The organism is Novosphingobium beihaiense (genome assembly GCF_022832375.1).
Taxonomy (GTDB): domain Bacteria; phylum Pseudomonadota; class Alphaproteobacteria; order Sphingomonadales; family Sphingomonadaceae; genus Novosphingobium; species Novosphingobium beihaiensis.
Genome location: NZ_JALHLG010000020.1, coordinates 45031 through 62727, shown reverse-complemented (window position 1 = coordinate 62727; position 17697 = coordinate 45031). Strand labels below are relative to the sequence as shown.

Here is a 17697-nt window from a genome sequence, read left to right as displayed (position 1 = left end):
ATGAGAATCTTTTGTTGGCTTAAGAATGTCTCGGTTAGAGATTCCGTTAGCGCTCTGCGCTCATCATACAGGAAATCTGAGACCACCCTGTCGACCCCCCTCTAATATACGAGTGCGTTTGACGCAAAATTTCCATTCTTCAAATATTCAATGTAGATACCTGGGATAACGGGGCGGCTATCAAGCGTCATCAATGCGTCACTCCATTGGCACAGCGTCTTCTCGAAGCTTGGTTGAGTATGGCATGGAGATCATGTTAACTTTTAGTAATCTGAAATAACACAATCACATCATGCAATGCCGCAAAAACCAGGCCTGTCATCCACCTCAACTATTTACATCATGACCGAAGCAGATCGGGATGTTCTGGCCGGTGAATTTGAACGCACGGGTGTGCAGCCGCATGTGGTTGGGCGTGAAATCACTATACAGACAGGCCACACCTTGACGGCAGCACGCATTCGCGGATTGCTGAAGGGTACGAAATCACAAATCCGCGAAGACCTTTGGCACGCTGTCCTGCAATGGCTAGGTAAAAAGCCGGATGCCAACAAGCCCTACCATGTCGAGCCGCCGCCGCATAAGGCTCACGGGCTTAGGCTTGGCTACATCCCGATCACCGATGAAATGCGATGCGAGCTGAACCGCGAACTTGCACGCACCAAGGTTGAATTGAAGCGATGGGTCAGAACCTTCCCTTCAAGATACTCAAAAATCTCTGCGCAGCGCATCTCAAACTGGAAAACGGGCCGCAGCCGGTCGGCCAACGGTAAGGAATGGCAATTTGTGGTCGACACACTCTTGCTGGGATACCCGACCGACAAGATTGATACGCCAGCTTCACGTAGATTGCCTCGCCACGCTTGCCCCCACATCCAAAAGTAGGATATAATCTTACCAAGGAGGCTAAAACATGGAAAAAGCCAGCATTACCATTACGGATGCGCATTTCCGCCTCGCCCAAGATGCCATCAAGGCCGGAGAATATGCCAGCCTGAGCGAAGTCATTCGCGAGGCCATGCGCGAGTGGGAATACAAGCGCGAGCGGCGTGAAGCCGCCCTTGAATCCCTGCGCCGGGATGTCGATGAAGCCCTTGCCGACCGGGATGCCGGACGCATGAGCGAATTCGATCCCGATGACATCATCATGCGGGGGCGAGAGCGATTGAAAAGCAGCTAAAACTCGTCCTGACGGATACGGCGCGGCGCGATCTCGACGATATATTCGACTATATCGCCCTCGATGATCCGCATGCGGCGGAAAGCTTCATTCGCCGTATCTACGAGAAGTGCTTAACCCTCACGGCCAGCCCCTTCATCGGCGCCCCGCGTGGCGAGCTACGCGAAGGCCTGCGTGCCCAATTCCTGGGCCGCTATGTTATCTACTACATGGCTGGCGAGGATGAACTCCAGATCATGCGCGTCCTCAACGGCGCGCGCGACCGTGAAGCCATCTTCCGTGAGGAGTAGGCCTAGCGCTCGCCTCCTCCAAAGCTAAGTATTTCAAATTTTAGATAAATTGCATCTAATTTTACATATTTCTTAATATCCCCTGTGTATATTATTCGGGAAGTCGAAATTAATTCGACCAACAATAATAAGTGTGCGGGGGCACATCATGTATACAAGGGAGACGATTGAGGCGTTAAAGGCCTCAATACCTGAAAGATACCAACCAACGGCAGGCAACATGCCGCAGGTGTCACAGAATTTAACACAGCCGGACGTGAATACGGTCGATGCGCTATCGCTTGGGATCACCGGAGCATGGGCACAAATCGCGCAAGTGAATGCCGCCCGTCAGGTCGCGAGTGGCATTGTTGAGCGTTCTTCCGTTGCGTTGGCCGCCAGCGTTGAAGGCCGCATGGCCCAGCAATCCAAAGACGCGGACAAGAAAGCCGAACAGCGCCGCAGCGACCAGATGCTTCTGGTGCTGTTGGACGATGCAAGCAGGTTATCCCGAGAATTGGGTGCCAAGATCGATCGCATGGAAGCGGTGTTTGAAGCCAAGCATGGTGATGCGTGGCGCGAGATCATGGCGAACAAGGTGCTTGATCCCGATGAAATCCCGCAACAGCGCGAAGGCGAGACGATCACAGAATATCGCGAGCGGCTCGAAAAGGAGCTGATCGAAAAGATGATCGATCCCAAAACCGGTAAAATCAAACCGGAATACGCAAATTCAGATGATCCAGAGGTGCGGGCGTTGGCTGATTGGGCGCTGGCTCAGAATGCTAAACGCGGCATTGATAAGCCAATGTCAGTTCTTACCGACGAAAATTCTACCGAAGCTGAGAAAAAAGCAGCTCAAGCTGACTTGGGTTCAAGTCTAGAAAAAGCCATTGTAGCCAACAAAGAATTGAACAAGCACGGGCATGGCAGCGCGGAATTAGAAAAACGAGCAGACAGTTTAGCTGACGGCCAAACATCAGGCCCCGCCTCTGACAGCGAAATTACGACGTTCTTTAAGCCTTAATCCTCACTGATTGAGAGCAAACACAGGGTTATCCCTACGCAACCTTACTTGATCTGCGGCCCGAGGCACGTTTGCCCGTACATCGCCAATGCTGCGTACACCACCTATAAGATCACCGCCTACGTGAAATGTGAAACCGGTTCCGGGTGTATCGTTTTGCTCGTAGAAAAATTGGACACTATCGATCCCGTTAGCATGGAACTCCCGTCGAAGAACAGTTTCAACTTGCTCAGAAGTGAGTTGTTTGACTGTTCCGAATCTTACTGCCACGCCAACACCAAGAGGATTTTTCTCTGACCAAATAGCAGCTTTTGTCATTGCGCTGGGCTGGTACGCCACATTTGTAACCTGCGGTGCGTCCTGCGCCTGCGCAGTAGCGGACGGCATTGCAAAGGCGGCTGTCGCCAATCCGACTGCGCCGAGGGCTTTTCCTTCAAAGTTATCTTTCAGTTTTGTCAAATTCATTTGACAATATCCTTGTTCAACATGCGTGAACTTAGAAGGATATTTGCCAGCTTATTCAAAGCACTACGAAGTATAAAACGGTCGTTTTTGTTGCATTACTAAACGCAACGTAGTAATATGCCATAAAATAATGTGAATACGAGGATATTCAAAGGCTTAGCGGCAATACGGAAACCTCGGGAGTGGGACGGAATACGCCCCGTAACAAACGACCGTTTTCCCGAGTCGAGCCGCGCCGGAACCCGAAAAGTGATTGCGCAACGTTCCGATTCCTAAGCGCAGCCGTCCTCTTTTTACGAAAAAGGAGGACTACAATGAGCGCTACCCCACATCATCCGCGCATGATCGGCTATGCCCGTGTCTCGAAAATCGATCAAAACCTTGACCTTCAACTCGATGCGTTGCGCGCCGAAGGATGCGAGGCGATCTACGCCGATCACGGCGTATCGGGTGCGAAACGCAAACGCCCCGAGTTCGACAAGGCGCTCAACGCCCTTCGCGCCGGGGATACGCTGGTGGTCTGGAAGCTGGACCGCATGAGCCGGTCATTGCGTGACTTACTGGATATCGTGGAAGAGATTCATGGCCGCGATGCGCATTTCAAATGCATCACCGACCAGATCGACACGACCAACCCCATGGGCGAATTCTTCTTCCACATCCTCGCCTCCCTTGCCCATTTCGAGCGGCGGTTGATCTCCGAACGCACCAAGGCCGGACTGGAAGCCGCACGAAAGCGCGGCGTAAGATTGGGAAGACCACCAAGGGATCGATGGATAAGGGAACGGCGGTGCAACCGACAGGTTCAGAAGCGGGTCAGCCGAGGGCACGGGAGCAAAAGAACAGCCGAAGGCACTGTGGCCTAAAGTCAGATATACGCTACGCGCAAGCTATGCCTTGGCTGCCACCAAGGCGCTTGGCTCGGTGCTGGCGCACCTTCGGCAAGGGGCGGTGCCCGCCCCTGTGCAACCCCAAGCGGTGGGCTTCACCGGCATTGAGCCGGATCAGCGCCATTCAATCGTATCGTCTATTGATCCCTCGCAAACATTCGGCGTGTTTGCATCCACCGTACATAAGTTAATGTTGACGGCGGTCATTCTTGGAACGGCAAGTTCCGACGGGAGGAAGCATATGGAAAAATGTGACGGCTATGATCGTATGTGGGATTTACTCAAGCTGTTGCTTGCCGACTGGCGGGCCGAAGGGATCACAGACGAGGACGTTTTCCCGGCACTTGCCGATTTCCTGGTCATGAACCTGTTGGCTGCGGGTCAAGCTAACGGGGTAAGCGAAATTGCCGTCAAAGCTATCATCGAGCGCATGCAAAATACCCTTGAGGACTGGCGCCAAGGCAATCCACCCTTCGAGAAATTCAATAAGAAAACTATCTGAGACTACCGTGCAAGCGCTACTTTCTGGGCTGCGCGTTTGTCGACACGGTGAAATGGCACGACTTAGAGCTTACATCCATAAGCGATCAAAGCTGCAATGCAACTTAGATCGGATTGGCATTCGCCAAAACCAATTCAGTTGATATTATACAGATATGACTGAGGTTAAGGAGATACCCAAAAGGCTTGAGCCCAAGAATGACGTCAAGAGGCAATTGTACCTAAAGTCAGGCAATCAATGCGCATATCCCGGTTGCGACACGGTTCTGATGACCAATGACGGCACGATGATTGGGAGAATATGCCATATAGAGGCCGCGTTGCCTGACGGCCAACGCTTCAATGAAGCGATGACAAACGAAGAGCGTCGTTCTTACGAGAATCTCATACTTCTCTGCGGCGATCACCATACCATCATCGATGACAATCCAAACAAGTACACCATAGAAAAATTAAGGCGTTTAAAAAACGATCACGAAAAAGCACGCTCGGCTGTTGCTAATACATTGAAAATTCGTTCCGCCGAACAAATGGAGATTTGGGAAGAACTGGCGTTTTCCGAAGTTCGCGATCTGCGTCCAGCGTTGATGGGGAGATCACTTGGCCCTGCCGATGCGGCAGCGTGTCCTGAGCTAGCGGAAACTGCCATTTTGCTGCGTGATCTCGAAGCGGCCTATTCGACCAGACTTGCTGGTGTTCCAGGAGCAGGCAAGTCGGTATGTGTCATGCAAGTTGCATACATCTTGAAACAACGCGGCTGGCATGTCCTCCGAGCGCGCAATCCAGCAGTTGGTAGACTTCCCTTCCTCACCTCGGAAGCATCGGTGCTTTATATCGTCGATGACGCCCATTTAACGCCCGCGCATGTTCTCAATATGGCCGAACAGGCTACAGGCCCAAACGCTTGGCTGCTCACGACATTTAACACTGCACACAGCCAAATTGATGCTCCGGGTACGACGCATATTGATCCTAAGCGTGCGGTGCGCACAATTGCCAACAAGCTTCGCGCTCAGCGGGCGACCACACTGGAAATCGTCAGCAAGGCCGACACTTCAGTTGGTGACAGGCCCTTTGAGGAATCACTCGAAAGAAGAATAGACGCGGCTGAAAAGGCTGACGTGCCTTGGCAGTTCTGTTTCATCTTGGGCGGTGGATGGACGCGCGCCGATGCAATAGCATCGTCGGCAATTAGCGTTGGAGCCGATTCAGTTCTTGCAGCTATCGCCGCACGACAGATTGCCAGCAGAGATGAACAGGCGACGCGAACAGAAATTGATCAGATCGTTCAATGCTTGGAACTTGACCCCGAAGCGGTAGATCAGACCATTACGTGGTTGATCAAGCATAGGTTGATCTCGGGACGCGGGGATTTGCGCACACCCCACCAAAGGTTCGCCGCGGTTCTCTTGCGTCAGTTACTCAAGCATGCCGCAGAAGCTAAGAACACCCAAGCCCTAGAGGCGGTCATCAATGCGGTAATTGGCGACGATTGCTATCCTCTCATCGGACTTCGCAATCTGTTACAGGAGCTAAGATTTGGGATCGGAAACTGGCGTTTCCATTGGTTTGTTAAACAACAACATCGTGAAATGCTTGTATCTCGCTGTTGGGCGCAAAGAAGTGAGGAGGAACGCAATCACGCTTGTCTTCTTTTATGCGAACTTGAGTGCTATTTCGATGATTGGCTTGCAAACATTATCAATGACGATGGAGCGAAGCTTACCCGTTGGATTAATGATGCATCCGGTCAGTCTGCGTATGGGACCGGCTATCTACTTGGCCAACTATCCCTGAAAGATGAAGGCCTCGCCAAGAAGGTCACCAGCCGAGTCGATCTGACGAGTCTTGCAAAGAAACTCTCAGACGTTACCCCCGATCAAGTCTACGCAATGACTGAACTGGTCTCTAATGTTGCGCGTTCAGATTGGGACACATGGAACAAAAACTTCATTGACTTGCTAGATAAGGATAAACTGCGCTCTCTTGCAAGTAATTGGCCAGACGATGCATATCTTTCCTCATTTGCGAATCTCTGTGCCCACCTAACTTACCATGACCAACCCTTTGGTTTGGAGTTGGTTATGATTTTCACGACAGGCGTAGCACATCGTCTGCGAGCCGATCCCGTCGGTTCGTTCCACGAAATGGACGACATCTTCTGGCACGCTCTGCGCCTCCACGATCCGCTAGGTATCTATGTTGGAAAGAAGCGCGCGACAGGGCAAATGAAAGAGGTTGGAAAGCGCATTGCCAAAACGTGGTCGATTGACGATCTCGCAGCAAAAATATCACGCTGCCAAATGCGTGATATGCAAAGTGCTGCAGGGCTTTTACTCTTAATCCGCAAGGTAGATCAAAAGCGATTCACGCAAATCGTCAAGCAGCTTGATTGGAACATAATCGAGGCGACCTTGGAGCCCCATCTTGACGATCTGTTTCATGATGCTGACGTATTTCTTTCCGTTTGCGGCATGGTAGCGAGCGCACAGCGGGCAGTATCTTTGATACTAAAACGGCATCAAGATAAGATCACGATCCTTACCCCAAGACTGGCATATACGGCCCCAGACTTTTCAGACAAATTTGTTGAAATGGGAGGTCTGATTGGCGTCTCCACCTCCCACCACTTTTACTGGGATTGGGCAGCAATTTTACTGGCGCGATGGGCAAAAGATCGACCGGATTTGATTGACTCATTTCTTGCGCCTCACATATCGAACGCCGCAACCAGACTTTCACAAAAACATGCCAGCTGGTACGAAGAGGCAATCTTGTTTCTTCGATTGGTTCAGCAACTCAATCGCAAACGGTTCGAAGAAATATTGTCTTTGATTGATGCTGAAACCGCGGAAGTTGGCTGGACTAATGCATTGCGGGGAAAGACCAGTGCCCAGCACACGGTTGCCTACCTGATCCACTTCTCGCTTAAACGAAGCGATGCACTCGGTAGTGCAGCGCGAAGGTTGCGCCAATTTTTCCCGAAATCCTCAGTACCACCAGAAAAACTTCTCAAAGAATTTAAGTAGCGCAGCGCCATGTTACGAATGAGCCATCAGCCAATGCCCAATGTTCTCTTACTGCAACCATGCGATAATTGCGGGGCTATCCTCTAGACGTAGGCAACACTTTGGAGATGATAGGCGGCTAGGAAGCTCCATCAGGAAGATACCGATCCAGCACGGCAAATACCCCTGCGGACTTCCAAAGTTGCCGGTTTCCAATCACGTATAGAGAAGTCTTGGCGCGCGTAACGGCAACGTTGACAAGATTGGGTCTGCCTCCGGCCCACGCACGAGCTCCATTTTGAGAAGACATCTGAGCACCAAGGACGAAGAACACAATCTCCGCTTCCCGCCCCTGCACCGTATGAACTGTCCCAACATGCTCCCAAACCCAAGTTCTTGGATTCTCCACCCATCCATCCAGCACACCGCTTTTGAGGATTTCCTGCCGTAGATTATCCTGAACAATCACAAACGGTGTCACCACATACAGGTCAGGTTCCGCGCCGCCATACTTCAGCCTGTTCAAGCCATCGATCAGGATTGCGGCCTCATCAGCGCACCACTTATCCGGTCCCGGTTTGCCCTGAACATCAATCCACTTGGATTGTCCGAGAATCGCGTTTTCAGGAGAGGCTTTCTTCGCCTGCACCATCAGGTTGGAATAAGCGATCTCGTTCGAGATATCGAACATCGGGCTATTACACCGCCTATGCACCAGAAGGGGTGCGCCAACGTCCCGATGGCCGCTGCCAATCTGAAAGCGTGCGCAGTACAAGCTGGCGCTATCGGCAACCGTCTGCACAGAGGCGTCCGGCGCATTGTATTTGAGAGGATCAATTCCAAAGAAGGCACAAACCTCTTCGGTCAGGCTGTTTGGCAGTGTGACCACGGGTTCAATCTGGAGCGGATCACCGACAACGACCGAGCGTTTGGTCCGCAGCATGGCCCCTACAGCGGCCTGCGGCAGAGCTTGACCAGCTTCATCCACCAGCAACCAGCCAAGAGATTCCGTGCCAAGGCGCGAGAACATCCTGTTGACCGAAGCGAACGTCGTGGAAACCACCGGCACCACAAGAAAGAACGATGCCCAAAGATCGGCAATGAGTGCGTCCTTTTGTGGTGTGCCGAGAGATCGGGTGCCAAATGACTCTACGAAGATGGACAGGTTTTGACGCAGCGGGTCAGCGGCAGCGTCAATAAAGGCGCGATGGAGGTGAATGGCGGCTTCAAACACATCATCCCGCAGAATGCTCGCAGCCTCGTCGAACCAAACACTGGACGTTTGAATATCTTCATGAGCGCCGGAGAAAAACGCGGCATCCGGCACCTCTACGTTCAAGGCGCTCCTCGCCTGTTCCGTCTGTCCCTCAAGCTGGCACTTTTCGACCTCCAACGTCTCTATGTTTTGGCCTAACTGCTGTAGCAAAGTTTGCTTTGCCGCCAGCTCAGTGTTGAGCCCATCAACGCTCGCTTTGCGAGAAGCCTGCGCACGCGCGGCTTCCTTGGCTTTGTTCTCCAAGGTGCGAAACGCAATGGACCAATCTTTAAACCGGCGCGTCCTGAAAAGGCGCGCGAGCAAGCCAGGCCGAACAGCGAAGTGGGTATCCTGTTTGTGCTGCCGCTCTGTCGCATAGGCCTCTGCCGCCTGAAGAGCCGACTGGGCTTCTGACAGTCTGGGTTGAAGAGCTTCAATTTCGAGCCGAATTTCCGGCAGTCGTGATTGAAGATCGTTGATCTCGGTCGCAACTGCCACCAAGCGCACCAAAGCGACATGAAGCGTTTGCAGCTTTGCTTGGTTCTCCCGAGACGTTTTCAGCGCTTGCAGAAAGTTGGTGCGGGCCTTTTCCCAGCGCACCGCAGCTTCCCTTGCATTGGCGGGCGGGCGTTCCCGATCAACGATTTCCCGGTTGCGCCGGATAGGCGGCCCATCCTCCTGCGGTTCCGAAACCACCTGCGGAATACCGCTGGCATGGTTGAGATAGGTGGATAGGCCGTTTTCATCGTCGCGCCAGAAGCTTTGCGAAAACAAAAAGCGGTTGCTGGAATTTCCAAGGACGGCGGCAATAGCACCCCAGGTGTCACGCTCCAGCACGTTGTCTGAAATCGTCTTGAAGTAGCGCAACTCTGGCGCATCGCTGGCAATGGCATCAAGAGCCGGAAGCTCAGCACTGACATTCTCAACGGCTTTGTTGTTGGAAGAAGCCACGATCATCTCGAAGCCCTTCAGTTTCTCGTCGAGCTTGTGGAGTGTGATCTTCGCGCCGTTTCTCTGAAAGCTTTGAGATGTAGGAGAGAAAGCATCGGCTGGATTCTTATAGGTGCACATTACCGAAGCGCGTTCAATGATCCGCGCTGCGACCACATCCCGTAAAAGTGTTGTTTTTCCTGTTCCCGGCGGGCCGTTTACCGCCAGTATTCCTGTTTCCATTAAGCTAGGCGCGGTCGCGTTGACAGCAGCTTGCTGCAATAATGCCAAGGGGAAACGACCATTGCCCGGCCACCTACCAACTGAGGTCAGTGCGGGCTGGAGAAGATGCTGCAATCCCGCATCATCTTTCAAAAGGTCAGTTTTACGAGACGGCTTGTCCAGCGCCAGATAATAGCGAAGAGCATGTGGCAGAGTGCCATTTTGCGCATGGGTGCGTGCCGTTGCCAAGTCTTCCAAGAAGAACGAATTGAGCAGGCCGGGTTCTGGCGGGGTTTTGCTGGCAAAGAACTCATAGCGCCGTAACGCAAAATAAGGAGGCTTAACCTCCAATTGGCTTAGGCCCATCCTATCGACAAGAAACCCGAAAAGCTCTTCAATATGCCGCTTGGTAAGGGGCAGAACTTCATCGTCACGGTCGCGGCGGATCAGAATTTTGCGAAACGCGTGCTTGAGGCTTGCTTCTTGATCTGGCCATTCCGCCAACGCCTTCAGATCACCCTTAAGTGCGATCGGCACGCCCCAGGCAAAGCTGGAAATGGCAAAGCTGCTATCCTCTTCAAGGGGGCGGCCTTCCTTATCGAGCAGGATGCTTGCAATCGGGCAGTGCCCCCTCATGCTCGGCTTTTCGGGGCGCTTATCCGCATAAACCTTCAGCAATCTCTCGACCGCAGGACCAAGGGCAACGGCCCCCAATATCAGCTCATAATATAGCCTCTTCTTGGGACGCGACCGCTCGCCCAATTCCCACGGCAAATCTCTGTCTTCAAAGCGGGCTATCCGGGACTTGTCACCCGCAACCAGATCGGTTTCCCGTCGAAACCCTTGCGGAGAGAGCACTTCAAGCGCCGTCCAGGCGCGCAGGATATTCTGAGGATCATTCATAACGGGCGGCTTGGGGCCGGATTTTGCCATCAGGCGTACTGGCTCTTTCGCCTCAATTGGCTCGTGTTGGCGGACGTGGATGTCATCCGGTCTGGTTGCCTGATGGGCCTGAGGTGCAAGCGCTATGCCTCCTGACGTATCGTTAGCAGCCTGAACTTTTTCCTTCAGCGCAATGGCGCGTTGCGTGCTGCGGAACTCCAGCTCATGTAATAATCTGAGCAGTGTTGCGCCGTCCTTCCTGCCATTGGCAAAGGCAGCTTCCAACTCCGCTATGGATTTGTTGAAGTAAGGTCTGAGCGCCATCAATTGTTACCTTGTCCGGGTTTCAAGCGTACAAGTCTTTGGCCCGTACATTATTATTTTTGCGCATTTTTTCACAACCGAAGGATGATGACAAGAAGTTCGCCCTACAAACTCTTACGTATAATATTTCTCGACGCTTGATGGAACGCCATTCAACGCCAATACTCTTGCAAACGCCTTCGCATAGGCTTCGGCCCGCTCAACGGATTGAGAGGCCATCTGACATGAAATGGCCGCACCGCCTTTGTGGTGACGATCACCACGGCCCTCGTTGATGAGCCAACGAGCGAAGCCACGCCGAGCATCAGCAACCAAGATATACGCGGAGCCGCATTCTCCCTCTTCGATGATGCCAAAGTCTTTGAGAAGCATTGGTGTTGGTACAGTTGCTTCATACGCTTTTTGCCCGTGTTCGTCGGCTAACTCGAACAACGCACCCCAATAATCCGCATTTTTGCTCATCGGGGGTAAAACCGGAGGTTCGGGGGCGACTGCAAGTCCATCCTCAGTACGGTCAGGAACGGCAGTTACGAGGCGTGGCAGCTTTTTCGGCTCCAGCATCCACCCCGTGCGCAAAATGCCGCTATTACCGCGCCGAGAGGTAACCTTTATGAACGCATTAAATTGAGCGCCTTGGCCACCATTCCACTGCCTGACAACAAGATTGCGTGGCTCCGACAAAAGCAGGCCATCGTAGAACTGCGCGGCGAGATATCGCCAATCATCGGCTGCAAAGCCGAGCTCATCTATGATGAAGCGCGCCTTTGCACCACCTTTTTCATGGTCCCGATTGAACAAGTATCCAGTAAATTTTCCGTCAGGCAGAACTGCTTGTAAAATGTCTTGACCGGGCTCAGCCGCAGCGAATTTATAGGTCACCCCACTCCGGTCACTCCACGACGCCTCCATTAGCGCTTGAAAGACCCGACCTTCCACCGTCACATGAGTTTTTCGTTGCAGGCGATCAACCGAAAGCGCTCCTCTCTCTGACAGCGGTGCCGTTCCGATTTGATATGCAGTGGGCGTCGAAATGAAGCTGTAATTAATCCACTTCAATCCGTTCGGTGCAAAGTTCTTTGCACCTTGAAGTTCAAAATCCTTCTCACCTTCAATGCTTAGCTGCTGAATGACACTGCCATCGGAGATGAGGGCAAGATGCATCAAGTCGTCATAGAAAGCACGGCGTAGTATAGGGTTACCTAAATCGATCGGATATGACCCAATGTAACCTGGTTGAGTTCTAAGTATTACATCGCAAGCCTCGCGTAGGCTTTCTGGTATATCCGAAAGAGCCAAGCATTCTTCCTGGCGCTTGCGCAATACATCGAGAATATTCTGCACATCAGAGGTTTGCGCACCTTCACTCAACGCCACGGACATATCCCACAGCAAGAGCTTGTAGACATCCATGTCGTGGCTTTGAGTGTAACTGGTTCGTCGCGGTTCGGAAGACACTTCACTTATTTGAGCGGCAAAGTCCGACAACGACGGCAAACCCCCACGCAATTCCGCAATAAGCGTGCCGCTGGGATCAGCAGTAGAAACCGCGCCGAGAAGTGCACTCGTGAATGTGCTTAGTGCAGGCTCTTTCACCCCTCTCGCCCCACCATCAAACAGAAAAAGGCAAGGGCTCATAGACCGCCCTTCCGCTGCATGACCTTAAGGAGCGCTTCAGTTGCCTTGTCGCGAATCTCCATGGTGTCCAGTTCGCGCTTGACCGCACGAACATATTCAATTCCGGTCCCATCCTTGCCGCTCGCCGTCAAAACGAGATCGGCAATCTCATCGAGATTGCGATCAGTCAGCACATTTGCCCCGGCATAGAAAAAACAATCGCCTTTTACCGTTTCGCCATTTTCAAGTTTCAGCACAACCTCTCTGCGCTCGAAGCCTTTTCCTTCACGTTCCTGCAGATAGGCAAGCACCGCATCAACGCTGTCGGCATCGAATTCAAACGCGACGCCATGGCAAACGCCTCCATCACGAGGAACGACTTGTAAGGTTGGAGCAGGATGCAATTTTGTGCCCCAATTGACTGTAGAAGCTTTGGTGAAGGCACGCTCATGGTGGAGAAGGCATGCCTTTTCTCGTCGGATGCAGCGAAAGGCCGCTTCCCATTCATCACCCATCAGCGAACCGTATCCAAATATCCACATCGCAATCCCCTCACTTTGATCCCACGATATCACATGCGCGGACATGAGGGCCAATAAGTGACTCGCGATAATGGACACAAAAAGCGCTTCAACCTCGGTGTCATTGGTGTAATCTCGAAGGCATCGCGAGCATACAGGAAAATAGTAGATTTGATCGATATTGACGAAATACGAGATGCGCAAATACAAGCCTATGGCTTGTCAAAAGCGAATTGCATCTACACCTTTTACCACGACGAAACGAACAATATAAAAAAGCTTCGCCTTGATGCTCAGGGTTTAAATGTTGCCGAACCCGCTATCTTTATCTTGGGTGGCATCGTTCACGAGGGCATGCCACGTCCGTTGGATATTCAGCCGCTCCGTAATGCGATGCGAATCCAACCGAGTGCGGATGAAATCAAGCTCAAGCACGTCGCCAAGGGCGAGTTTCTAGAGCTTCTCAAATCCGAAAAGCTGATCACGTTTCTTCAATGGATTTCCGAAAACGGCTTGGTTGTACATTATCATGCGCTTGATCCGTTGCACTGGTCTCTCGTAGATATCATGGATTCCATCCTCTACGGGATCGGCCAGCCGCGCCTGATGCAATTCCACGCAGTGCTCAAAGCTGATTTAACTACGCTGCTACGGGTCAATCTGGCGGCGACGATGGAAGTGTTTTTTCGTTACAACTACCCTGACGTCGCAACCAAAAACCAAAGGGCTTTCGTAGACGAGCTACTCCGGCTGTTGGAACGCAACGGTGATGTTTTGCCCGAATTCAACGCAATGATGCTCAAGGGAGTGTTGCAGGCCGGACGTAACTTGCCAAACCTCGATTTCATTGAAGGCTTTACGCCTCACCTCCTGCTCGAGAATTTCGCCGCATTCTATCTGAACCGAATTGCGATTTTCAAATATTCCAACCACATCCTCGACATGGAGGATTCCATTCGGGATGAATTGGACGCCATGCAACTTTCTTCCCATGGCGTGCCCGTGACACATTTTCGATTTGCTGATTCCAAGTCGGAGCCTGGGATACAAGTTTCCGATATCGTAGTCGGTCTTATTGGAAAGATGCACAGTTATTTTGCGCAAACTCCACGTGAGAAGGTCGCCAAGGCAAGAGATGCGCTACAGGGCACAAGCCTGAAGAATGTTGAACTGCTAAAGGCGTTGATTGATGCGTCGCACGACACCAACGTCGCATTTCTTCACCACATTTCCAGCGTCGCGGATGTCGATAAGATGAACTTGTTTCTGCGTAATGGCGGCAGTCCCTACGAGGATTTATAACGTTCAATCCATAAGATTGGCCACGCCCTTCGGGCCGGGCTTTCGTAAACCGAGCCGCGCCCGCTGGTTTCGTCTCGGCCATCCGGCTTCAATCCCTCGCGCTTGCTTAGGGGCCAGCCCCTCACCGCACTTCACGAAAAATAGACGGTCTCCCGAGGCTCGGGCCTTCAGCCCTGCGCCCGCCGTCGATTTTCTCGTTCCGCTTGGACTCCCCGATCTCGCCGATGGGCAAGGTTGCATGAGCAACCCCTAACCCATTGGAGGGAAAAAAAATGTGTAAAGGAGACATCAAAATCTATGTGGCCTGTCTGGCCGCATACAATAACGGCATTTTGCACGGACGCTGGATCGATGCCGAGCAAGAGCCATCCGCAATCCATGATGAAATCCGCCAGATGTTGGAATCCTCACCGATCCCCGATGCGGAGGAATGGGCAATCCATGACTATGAAGGCTTTGGATCAATCCACCTCTCTGAATACGAGGGTATTGAGCGTGTGGCCGAACTCGCGAACTTCCTTCGCGAGCATGGGCAGCTAGGGGCGGAGCTGTTCGAACATTACGGCGACATCGGCGAAGCCCGTGAGGCCATGGAAGAGCGCTATCATGGCTGTTTTCCATCTTTGGCCGACTACGTGCAGGACTTGACCGAAGAGTCCACGCAAATCCCCGAGCACTTGCACTTCTATATAGATTGGCACGCCATGGCGCGGGATGCGGAATTGAGCGGTGATCTATTCACCATCCAGACCGCCTTCGATGAAATCCACGTGTTTTCGGGGTTGTGAGATGGAGCCGCAGACCTACCGCTTCACATGGCAAGCTATAGACATAGAGGCGGTTTACACGCCGCTTCGCTGGAACGTCATCGCCCATCTCGAAATCCGTAGCATCTCGCCAGAGCGCGCGCCGTTGCCCATCACGCGCACCGGTTATCGTTCACACTTCCACCAGCCTGGAACCATCGAAGCCAATGGCGGTGATGTGGTTGCGCAACTCACGGCGTGGCTAAACGAAGAATCCCAAAAGCCGGAATGGCAGAACTATGTGGAGGCAAGCAGACAAGGGGAGCTGTTTTAAGAAGCGTGCCACCAAAGGACAAGCGAACAGAACCAGATCATAGGATTAAAGACCTATAGCAATACAATAATCTAAATGCTAGTAATAATCATTATCAATTAAATACAGTACTTTTTACAATGAAAAGCATCGTTAAAGCCTTCGGGTTGGCATCACTAGCATTCGGTTCAGCATATTTATTGGGTTCTTGCGAATTCGACGCACTGCATTCTGCTACTTCGCAAAGCGTTGCCGAAGGCGTTGATTTAGATCCAAAATAATTACTGCACCCGCACCCAATAAAAATGTTTGTTTGTGGGCTCATATCCGAGGCGAGCGCTTCGCCTCTGGAAGGTGAACTTCATTTGATTGTTGCTAGAGAAGCTCACCAAATACAATACTGTGTTCTTTTGGCCGTTATTGTCAGTTGTGATATTCAGGTCCATCTTGCCAAATTGCGGATAAGTTCTTTCCGCTGCCCAATATCCGCTGCCGCTACGAACCCCTCCCTTATAGATATCTAGATATCCATTTGGGGAAAAATGCATCTCCGTTTGCGTGCCCGAGAGCCTCCATCTGCCCAATATTCTTACTTCTGGGTCTTCAAAAAACAGACCGAAAATACAATCAGAAAAATTCCGGCAAGAACCATCGGCTTTGTGAAGGGTAGCGCCATAATCACTATAGGAGCCGAACGCGGCCTGCGACATTACCAGCACAGAAAATAATTGAGCCTTCAATAGAACCTCCATCCTGTCTGTCGGGCATATTCTATCGCAGAACCTCGTTTTTGTCTGCCAAAGTTAACGCTCGATATCCGGCTGCCGATCATGTGGATTCTCAATGCTTTGCGCTTTCCTTGTCTCAAGGAAGGCCTGACGGCGTGCTTCGCGGTCATCTCCTTTTTCGTCCACGCTGGCTTTGGTGAAGTCCATCTTGGCGCTCGGCGTAGGTGGCGCGCGGCTTTCGGACTTGATGGAAGAACGCGGTTGCGAGGGAGAACGCTGCACAGCGTTTGAAAACTCTGCCCGAGCCCGAATGTCCGTATCGAGTTCGCGCCGCCGTACGGACAATTCGTGTTGCTGAGCTTTGTGCCGTGCCAACAACTCACGGCGTTCTTCCATATGCCGGAATATCAGCGCATCTTTCTCAGCACGGTCACGCAACACGGCTTGATAGCTCTCAGCCATGTTCTGTTCGCGAATGCGCTTCAATCGCCCTGAGAAGTGATCGATCAGGCCGCGCCACCCTCGATTGAAGCGGGCTTGTCGTGCGGCAGCTTCGCGCTCCCACCGATCTTTCATGGCAGCATCCCGCGCAGCACGTTCCTCCCGCTGGCGCTCTACCATGGACTTGCGGGCGATCTCTTGCCGTTCGCGCTCTTGTGCGGCTTTGCGGTCTTCCTCGTGGCGCAACTCGTGCAGTCGATTTCCGATCTCGGCAGCGAATTGCTCTTTGCGCTTTTCGATGCCGGGATAGTCCGGCTCCAATTCACCGAGGCGTTCGCGCACCTGTTTTGTACGCACCCCGGCGTATCTGGCGACGGCATAGGGTTCGCCGTGCATATCAACGGCTACAAACCCGCGCCTGTCTCCCCTGGCAAGCTTAAATCCTCGTTCCTGCAAGGCATGCTCGAACGCGGCGCGTGAATCCGATATTGCCCAACAATCCTGAATTGCGCCTTTGATCTCGCGAGGGTCACGCTTTGCCCGCTTGGCCTGCTGCCACTCTTCAAGGCTGAAATTGCGCGGGTCGCGTTCCTCGCTCTTCATCATGCCGCGCGGCATCTTCCAGCCATGCTCACGGTACAGCTCGCGTGACACCTCCATGAGTTTTTCGCGGTCTTTGGACATGTGAACGGCCTTCATCTCGTCGGCCTTGATCCGGCTCCACACCGCATGGGCATGCCGACGCGGTAAACCATCCGCTCCAGCTTTTTCATGGAACACAATCGCGCGGGGCTGACCGTTCAAGCCCAGCTCGTTTTCCGCGCGATCAATTGCCGCTTCAAAGTCTGCTGTGCTTACGTTCTGATCGGGCGGCGGATTGAGACTGAGCGAATAGAGAAAGCGGGAACACCTCGTTGCACGACTCACCGCATACGCCTCATTGAGCGCACCGTTCAGATTGTCGGAAGCAAAGCCCCGCAGCGCATGGACTTCGACATGATCGTTCTCCTCCACTTTGAGAAGGTGTTGCGCCAGATCTTTTGCGCCGCCGCGCTGGTTGCCGACAAGAATCATGGCTC

At 52.5% G+C, this 17697-nt stretch carries 16 protein-coding genes; 10 read left to right on the top strand and 6 right to left on the bottom strand.

Features of this window, described 5'->3' with window-relative positions; all coding sequences use genetic code 11:
• Positions 1–342 precede the first annotated feature (342 nt).
• The 4 genes from MTR66_RS13825 (at position 343) to MTR66_RS13815 (ending at position 2476) form a co-directional block, all read left to right on the top strand.
• Positions 343–885, top strand: coding sequence for a hypothetical protein (locus tag MTR66_RS13825; protein ID WP_243922028.1), 543 nt, complete (start codon positions 343–345; stop codon positions 883–885).
• A gap of 28 nt (positions 886–913) precedes the next feature.
• Entirely contained in the window at positions 914–1180 is a 267-nt protein-coding gene (locus MTR66_RS13820) for a ribbon-helix-helix domain-containing protein (RefSeq protein ID WP_243922027.1), read from the top strand.
• The gene (locus tag MTR66_RS21445) at positions 1165–1470 is read left to right on the top strand and encodes a type II toxin-antitoxin system RelE/ParE family toxin (protein WP_407673054.1); all 306 of its coding nucleotides are present in this window, start codon (positions 1165–1167) and stop codon (positions 1468–1470) included. The genes MTR66_RS13820 and MTR66_RS21445 overlap by 16 nt, the downstream gene beginning before the upstream one ends.
• Before the next feature lie 256 nt (positions 1471–1726).
• Positions 1727–2476, top strand: coding sequence for a hypothetical protein (locus MTR66_RS13815; RefSeq protein ID WP_243922026.1), 750 nt, complete (start codon positions 1727–1729; stop codon positions 2474–2476).
• A gap of 3 nt (positions 2477–2479) precedes the next feature.
• Here MTR66_RS13815 and MTR66_RS13810 read toward each other — a convergent pair whose 3' ends face one another.
• On the bottom strand, positions 2480–2941 hold the full coding sequence (locus MTR66_RS13810) for a hypothetical protein (RefSeq protein WP_243922024.1): 462 nt from the start codon (positions 2939–2941) through the stop codon (positions 2480–2482).
• 341 nt (positions 2942–3282) lie between these two features.
• On the opposite strand from MTR66_RS13810, the gene MTR66_RS13805 reads away from it, so the two are divergent.
• The 3 genes from MTR66_RS13805 (at position 3283) to MTR66_RS13795 (ending at position 7361) form a co-directional block, all read left to right on the top strand.
• Positions 3283–3807 carry a recombinase family protein gene (locus MTR66_RS13805; RefSeq protein ID WP_243922022.1) on the top strand — a complete coding sequence of 175 codons (525 nt, stop codon included), beginning with the start codon at positions 3283–3285 and terminating at the stop codon, positions 3805–3807.
• A gap of 31 nt (positions 3808–3838) precedes the next feature.
• Positions 3839–4333: a hypothetical protein gene (locus MTR66_RS13800; protein ID WP_243922020.1), complete on the top strand. Its 495-nt coding sequence runs from the start codon at positions 3839–3841 to the stop codon at positions 4331–4333.
• Between the two features lie 268 nt (positions 4334–4601).
• The gene (locus tag MTR66_RS13795) at positions 4602–7361 is read left to right on the top strand and encodes a hypothetical protein (RefSeq protein WP_243922018.1); all 2760 of its coding nucleotides are present in this window, start codon (positions 4602–4604) and stop codon (positions 7359–7361) included.
• Between the two features lie 118 nt (positions 7362–7479).
• Here the strand turns inward: MTR66_RS13795 and MTR66_RS13790 are convergent, their stop codons facing one another.
• The 3 genes from MTR66_RS13790 to MTR66_RS13780 all read right to left on the bottom strand — a co-directional run bounded on the left by MTR66_RS13790 (position 7480) and on the right by MTR66_RS13780 (position 13292).
• Positions 7480–10953 (bottom strand): DEAD/DEAH box helicase, encoded by a 3474-nt coding sequence (locus MTR66_RS13790; RefSeq protein WP_243922016.1) that lies wholly within the window; start codon positions 10951–10953, stop codon positions 7480–7482.
• A gap of 114 nt (positions 10954–11067) precedes the next feature.
• The gene (locus tag MTR66_RS13785) at positions 11068–12546 is read right to left on the bottom strand and encodes a DUF6883 domain-containing protein (RefSeq protein WP_243922014.1); all 1479 of its coding nucleotides are present in this window, start codon (positions 12544–12546) and stop codon (positions 11068–11070) included.
• 38 nt (positions 12547–12584) lie between these two features.
• Positions 12585–13292 (bottom strand): gamma-glutamylcyclotransferase, encoded by a 708-nt coding sequence (locus MTR66_RS13780; protein WP_243922012.1) that lies wholly within the window; start codon positions 13290–13292, stop codon positions 12585–12587.
• Between MTR66_RS13780 and MTR66_RS13775 the strand changes: the two genes are divergently transcribed.
• The 3 genes from MTR66_RS13775 (at position 13260) to MTR66_RS13765 (ending at position 15470) form a co-directional block, all read left to right on the top strand.
• A complete protein-coding gene (locus tag MTR66_RS13775; RefSeq protein ID WP_243922010.1) occupies positions 13260–14390 on the top strand; it encodes a DUF3800 domain-containing protein in 1131 nt (376 codons plus the stop codon). The two genes, MTR66_RS13780 and MTR66_RS13775, sit on opposite strands and share 33 nt — an antisense overlap.
• Positions 14391–14662: 272 nt before the next feature.
• Positions 14663–15178, top strand: coding sequence for an antirestriction protein ArdA (locus tag MTR66_RS13770; protein WP_243922008.1), 516 nt, complete (start codon positions 14663–14665; stop codon positions 15176–15178).
• Position 15179: 1 nt separating this feature from the next.
• A complete protein-coding gene (locus MTR66_RS13765) occupies positions 15180–15470 on the top strand; it encodes a hypothetical protein (protein ID WP_243922006.1) in 291 nt (96 codons plus the stop codon).
• A gap of 260 nt (positions 15471–15730) precedes the next feature.
• Here the strand turns inward: MTR66_RS13765 and MTR66_RS13760 are convergent, their stop codons facing one another.
• Positions 15731–16189 carry a hypothetical protein gene (locus tag MTR66_RS13760; protein ID WP_243922004.1) on the bottom strand — a complete coding sequence of 153 codons (459 nt, stop codon included), beginning with the start codon at positions 16187–16189 and terminating at the stop codon, positions 15731–15733.
• A 63-nt stretch (positions 16190–16252) separates the two neighbouring features.
• Positions 16253–17692, bottom strand: coding sequence for a relaxase/mobilization nuclease domain-containing protein (locus MTR66_RS13755; RefSeq protein ID WP_243922002.1), 1440 nt, complete (start codon positions 17690–17692; stop codon positions 16253–16255).
• Positions 17693–17697: the final 5 nt, after the last annotated feature.

What these genes read in the sequence shown, in the direction of transcription:
- MTR66_RS13790 (WP_243922016.1), bottom strand. Translation starts at nt 10,953, where the DNA reads ATGGCGCTCAGACCTTACTTCAACAAATCCATAGCGGAGTTGGAAGCT.
- MTR66_RS13820 (WP_243922027.1), top strand. Translation starts at nt 914, where the DNA reads ATGGAAAAAGCCAGCATTACCATTACGGATGCGCATTTCCGCCTCGCC.
- MTR66_RS13825 (WP_243922028.1), top strand. Translation starts at nt 343, where the DNA reads ATGACCGAAGCAGATCGGGATGTTCTGGCCGGTGAATTTGAACGCACG.
- MTR66_RS13810 (WP_243922024.1), bottom strand. Translation starts at nt 2,941, where the DNA reads ATGAATTTGACAAAACTGAAAGATAACTTTGAAGGAAAAGCCCTCGGC.
- MTR66_RS13755 (WP_243922002.1), bottom strand. Translation starts at nt 17,692, where the DNA reads ATGATTCTTGTCGGCAACCAGCGCGGCGGCGCAAAAGATCTGGCGCAA.
- MTR66_RS13770 (WP_243922008.1), top strand. Translation starts at nt 14,663, where the DNA reads ATGTGTAAAGGAGACATCAAAATCTATGTGGCCTGTCTGGCCGCATAC.
- MTR66_RS13795 (WP_243922018.1), top strand. Translation starts at nt 4,602, where the DNA reads ATGACCAATGACGGCACGATGATTGGGAGAATATGCCATATAGAGGCC.
- MTR66_RS13805 (WP_243922022.1), top strand. Translation starts at nt 3,283, where the DNA reads ATGATCGGCTATGCCCGTGTCTCGAAAATCGATCAAAACCTTGACCTT.
- MTR66_RS13765 (WP_243922006.1), top strand. Translation starts at nt 15,180, where the DNA reads ATGGAGCCGCAGACCTACCGCTTCACATGGCAAGCTATAGACATAGAG.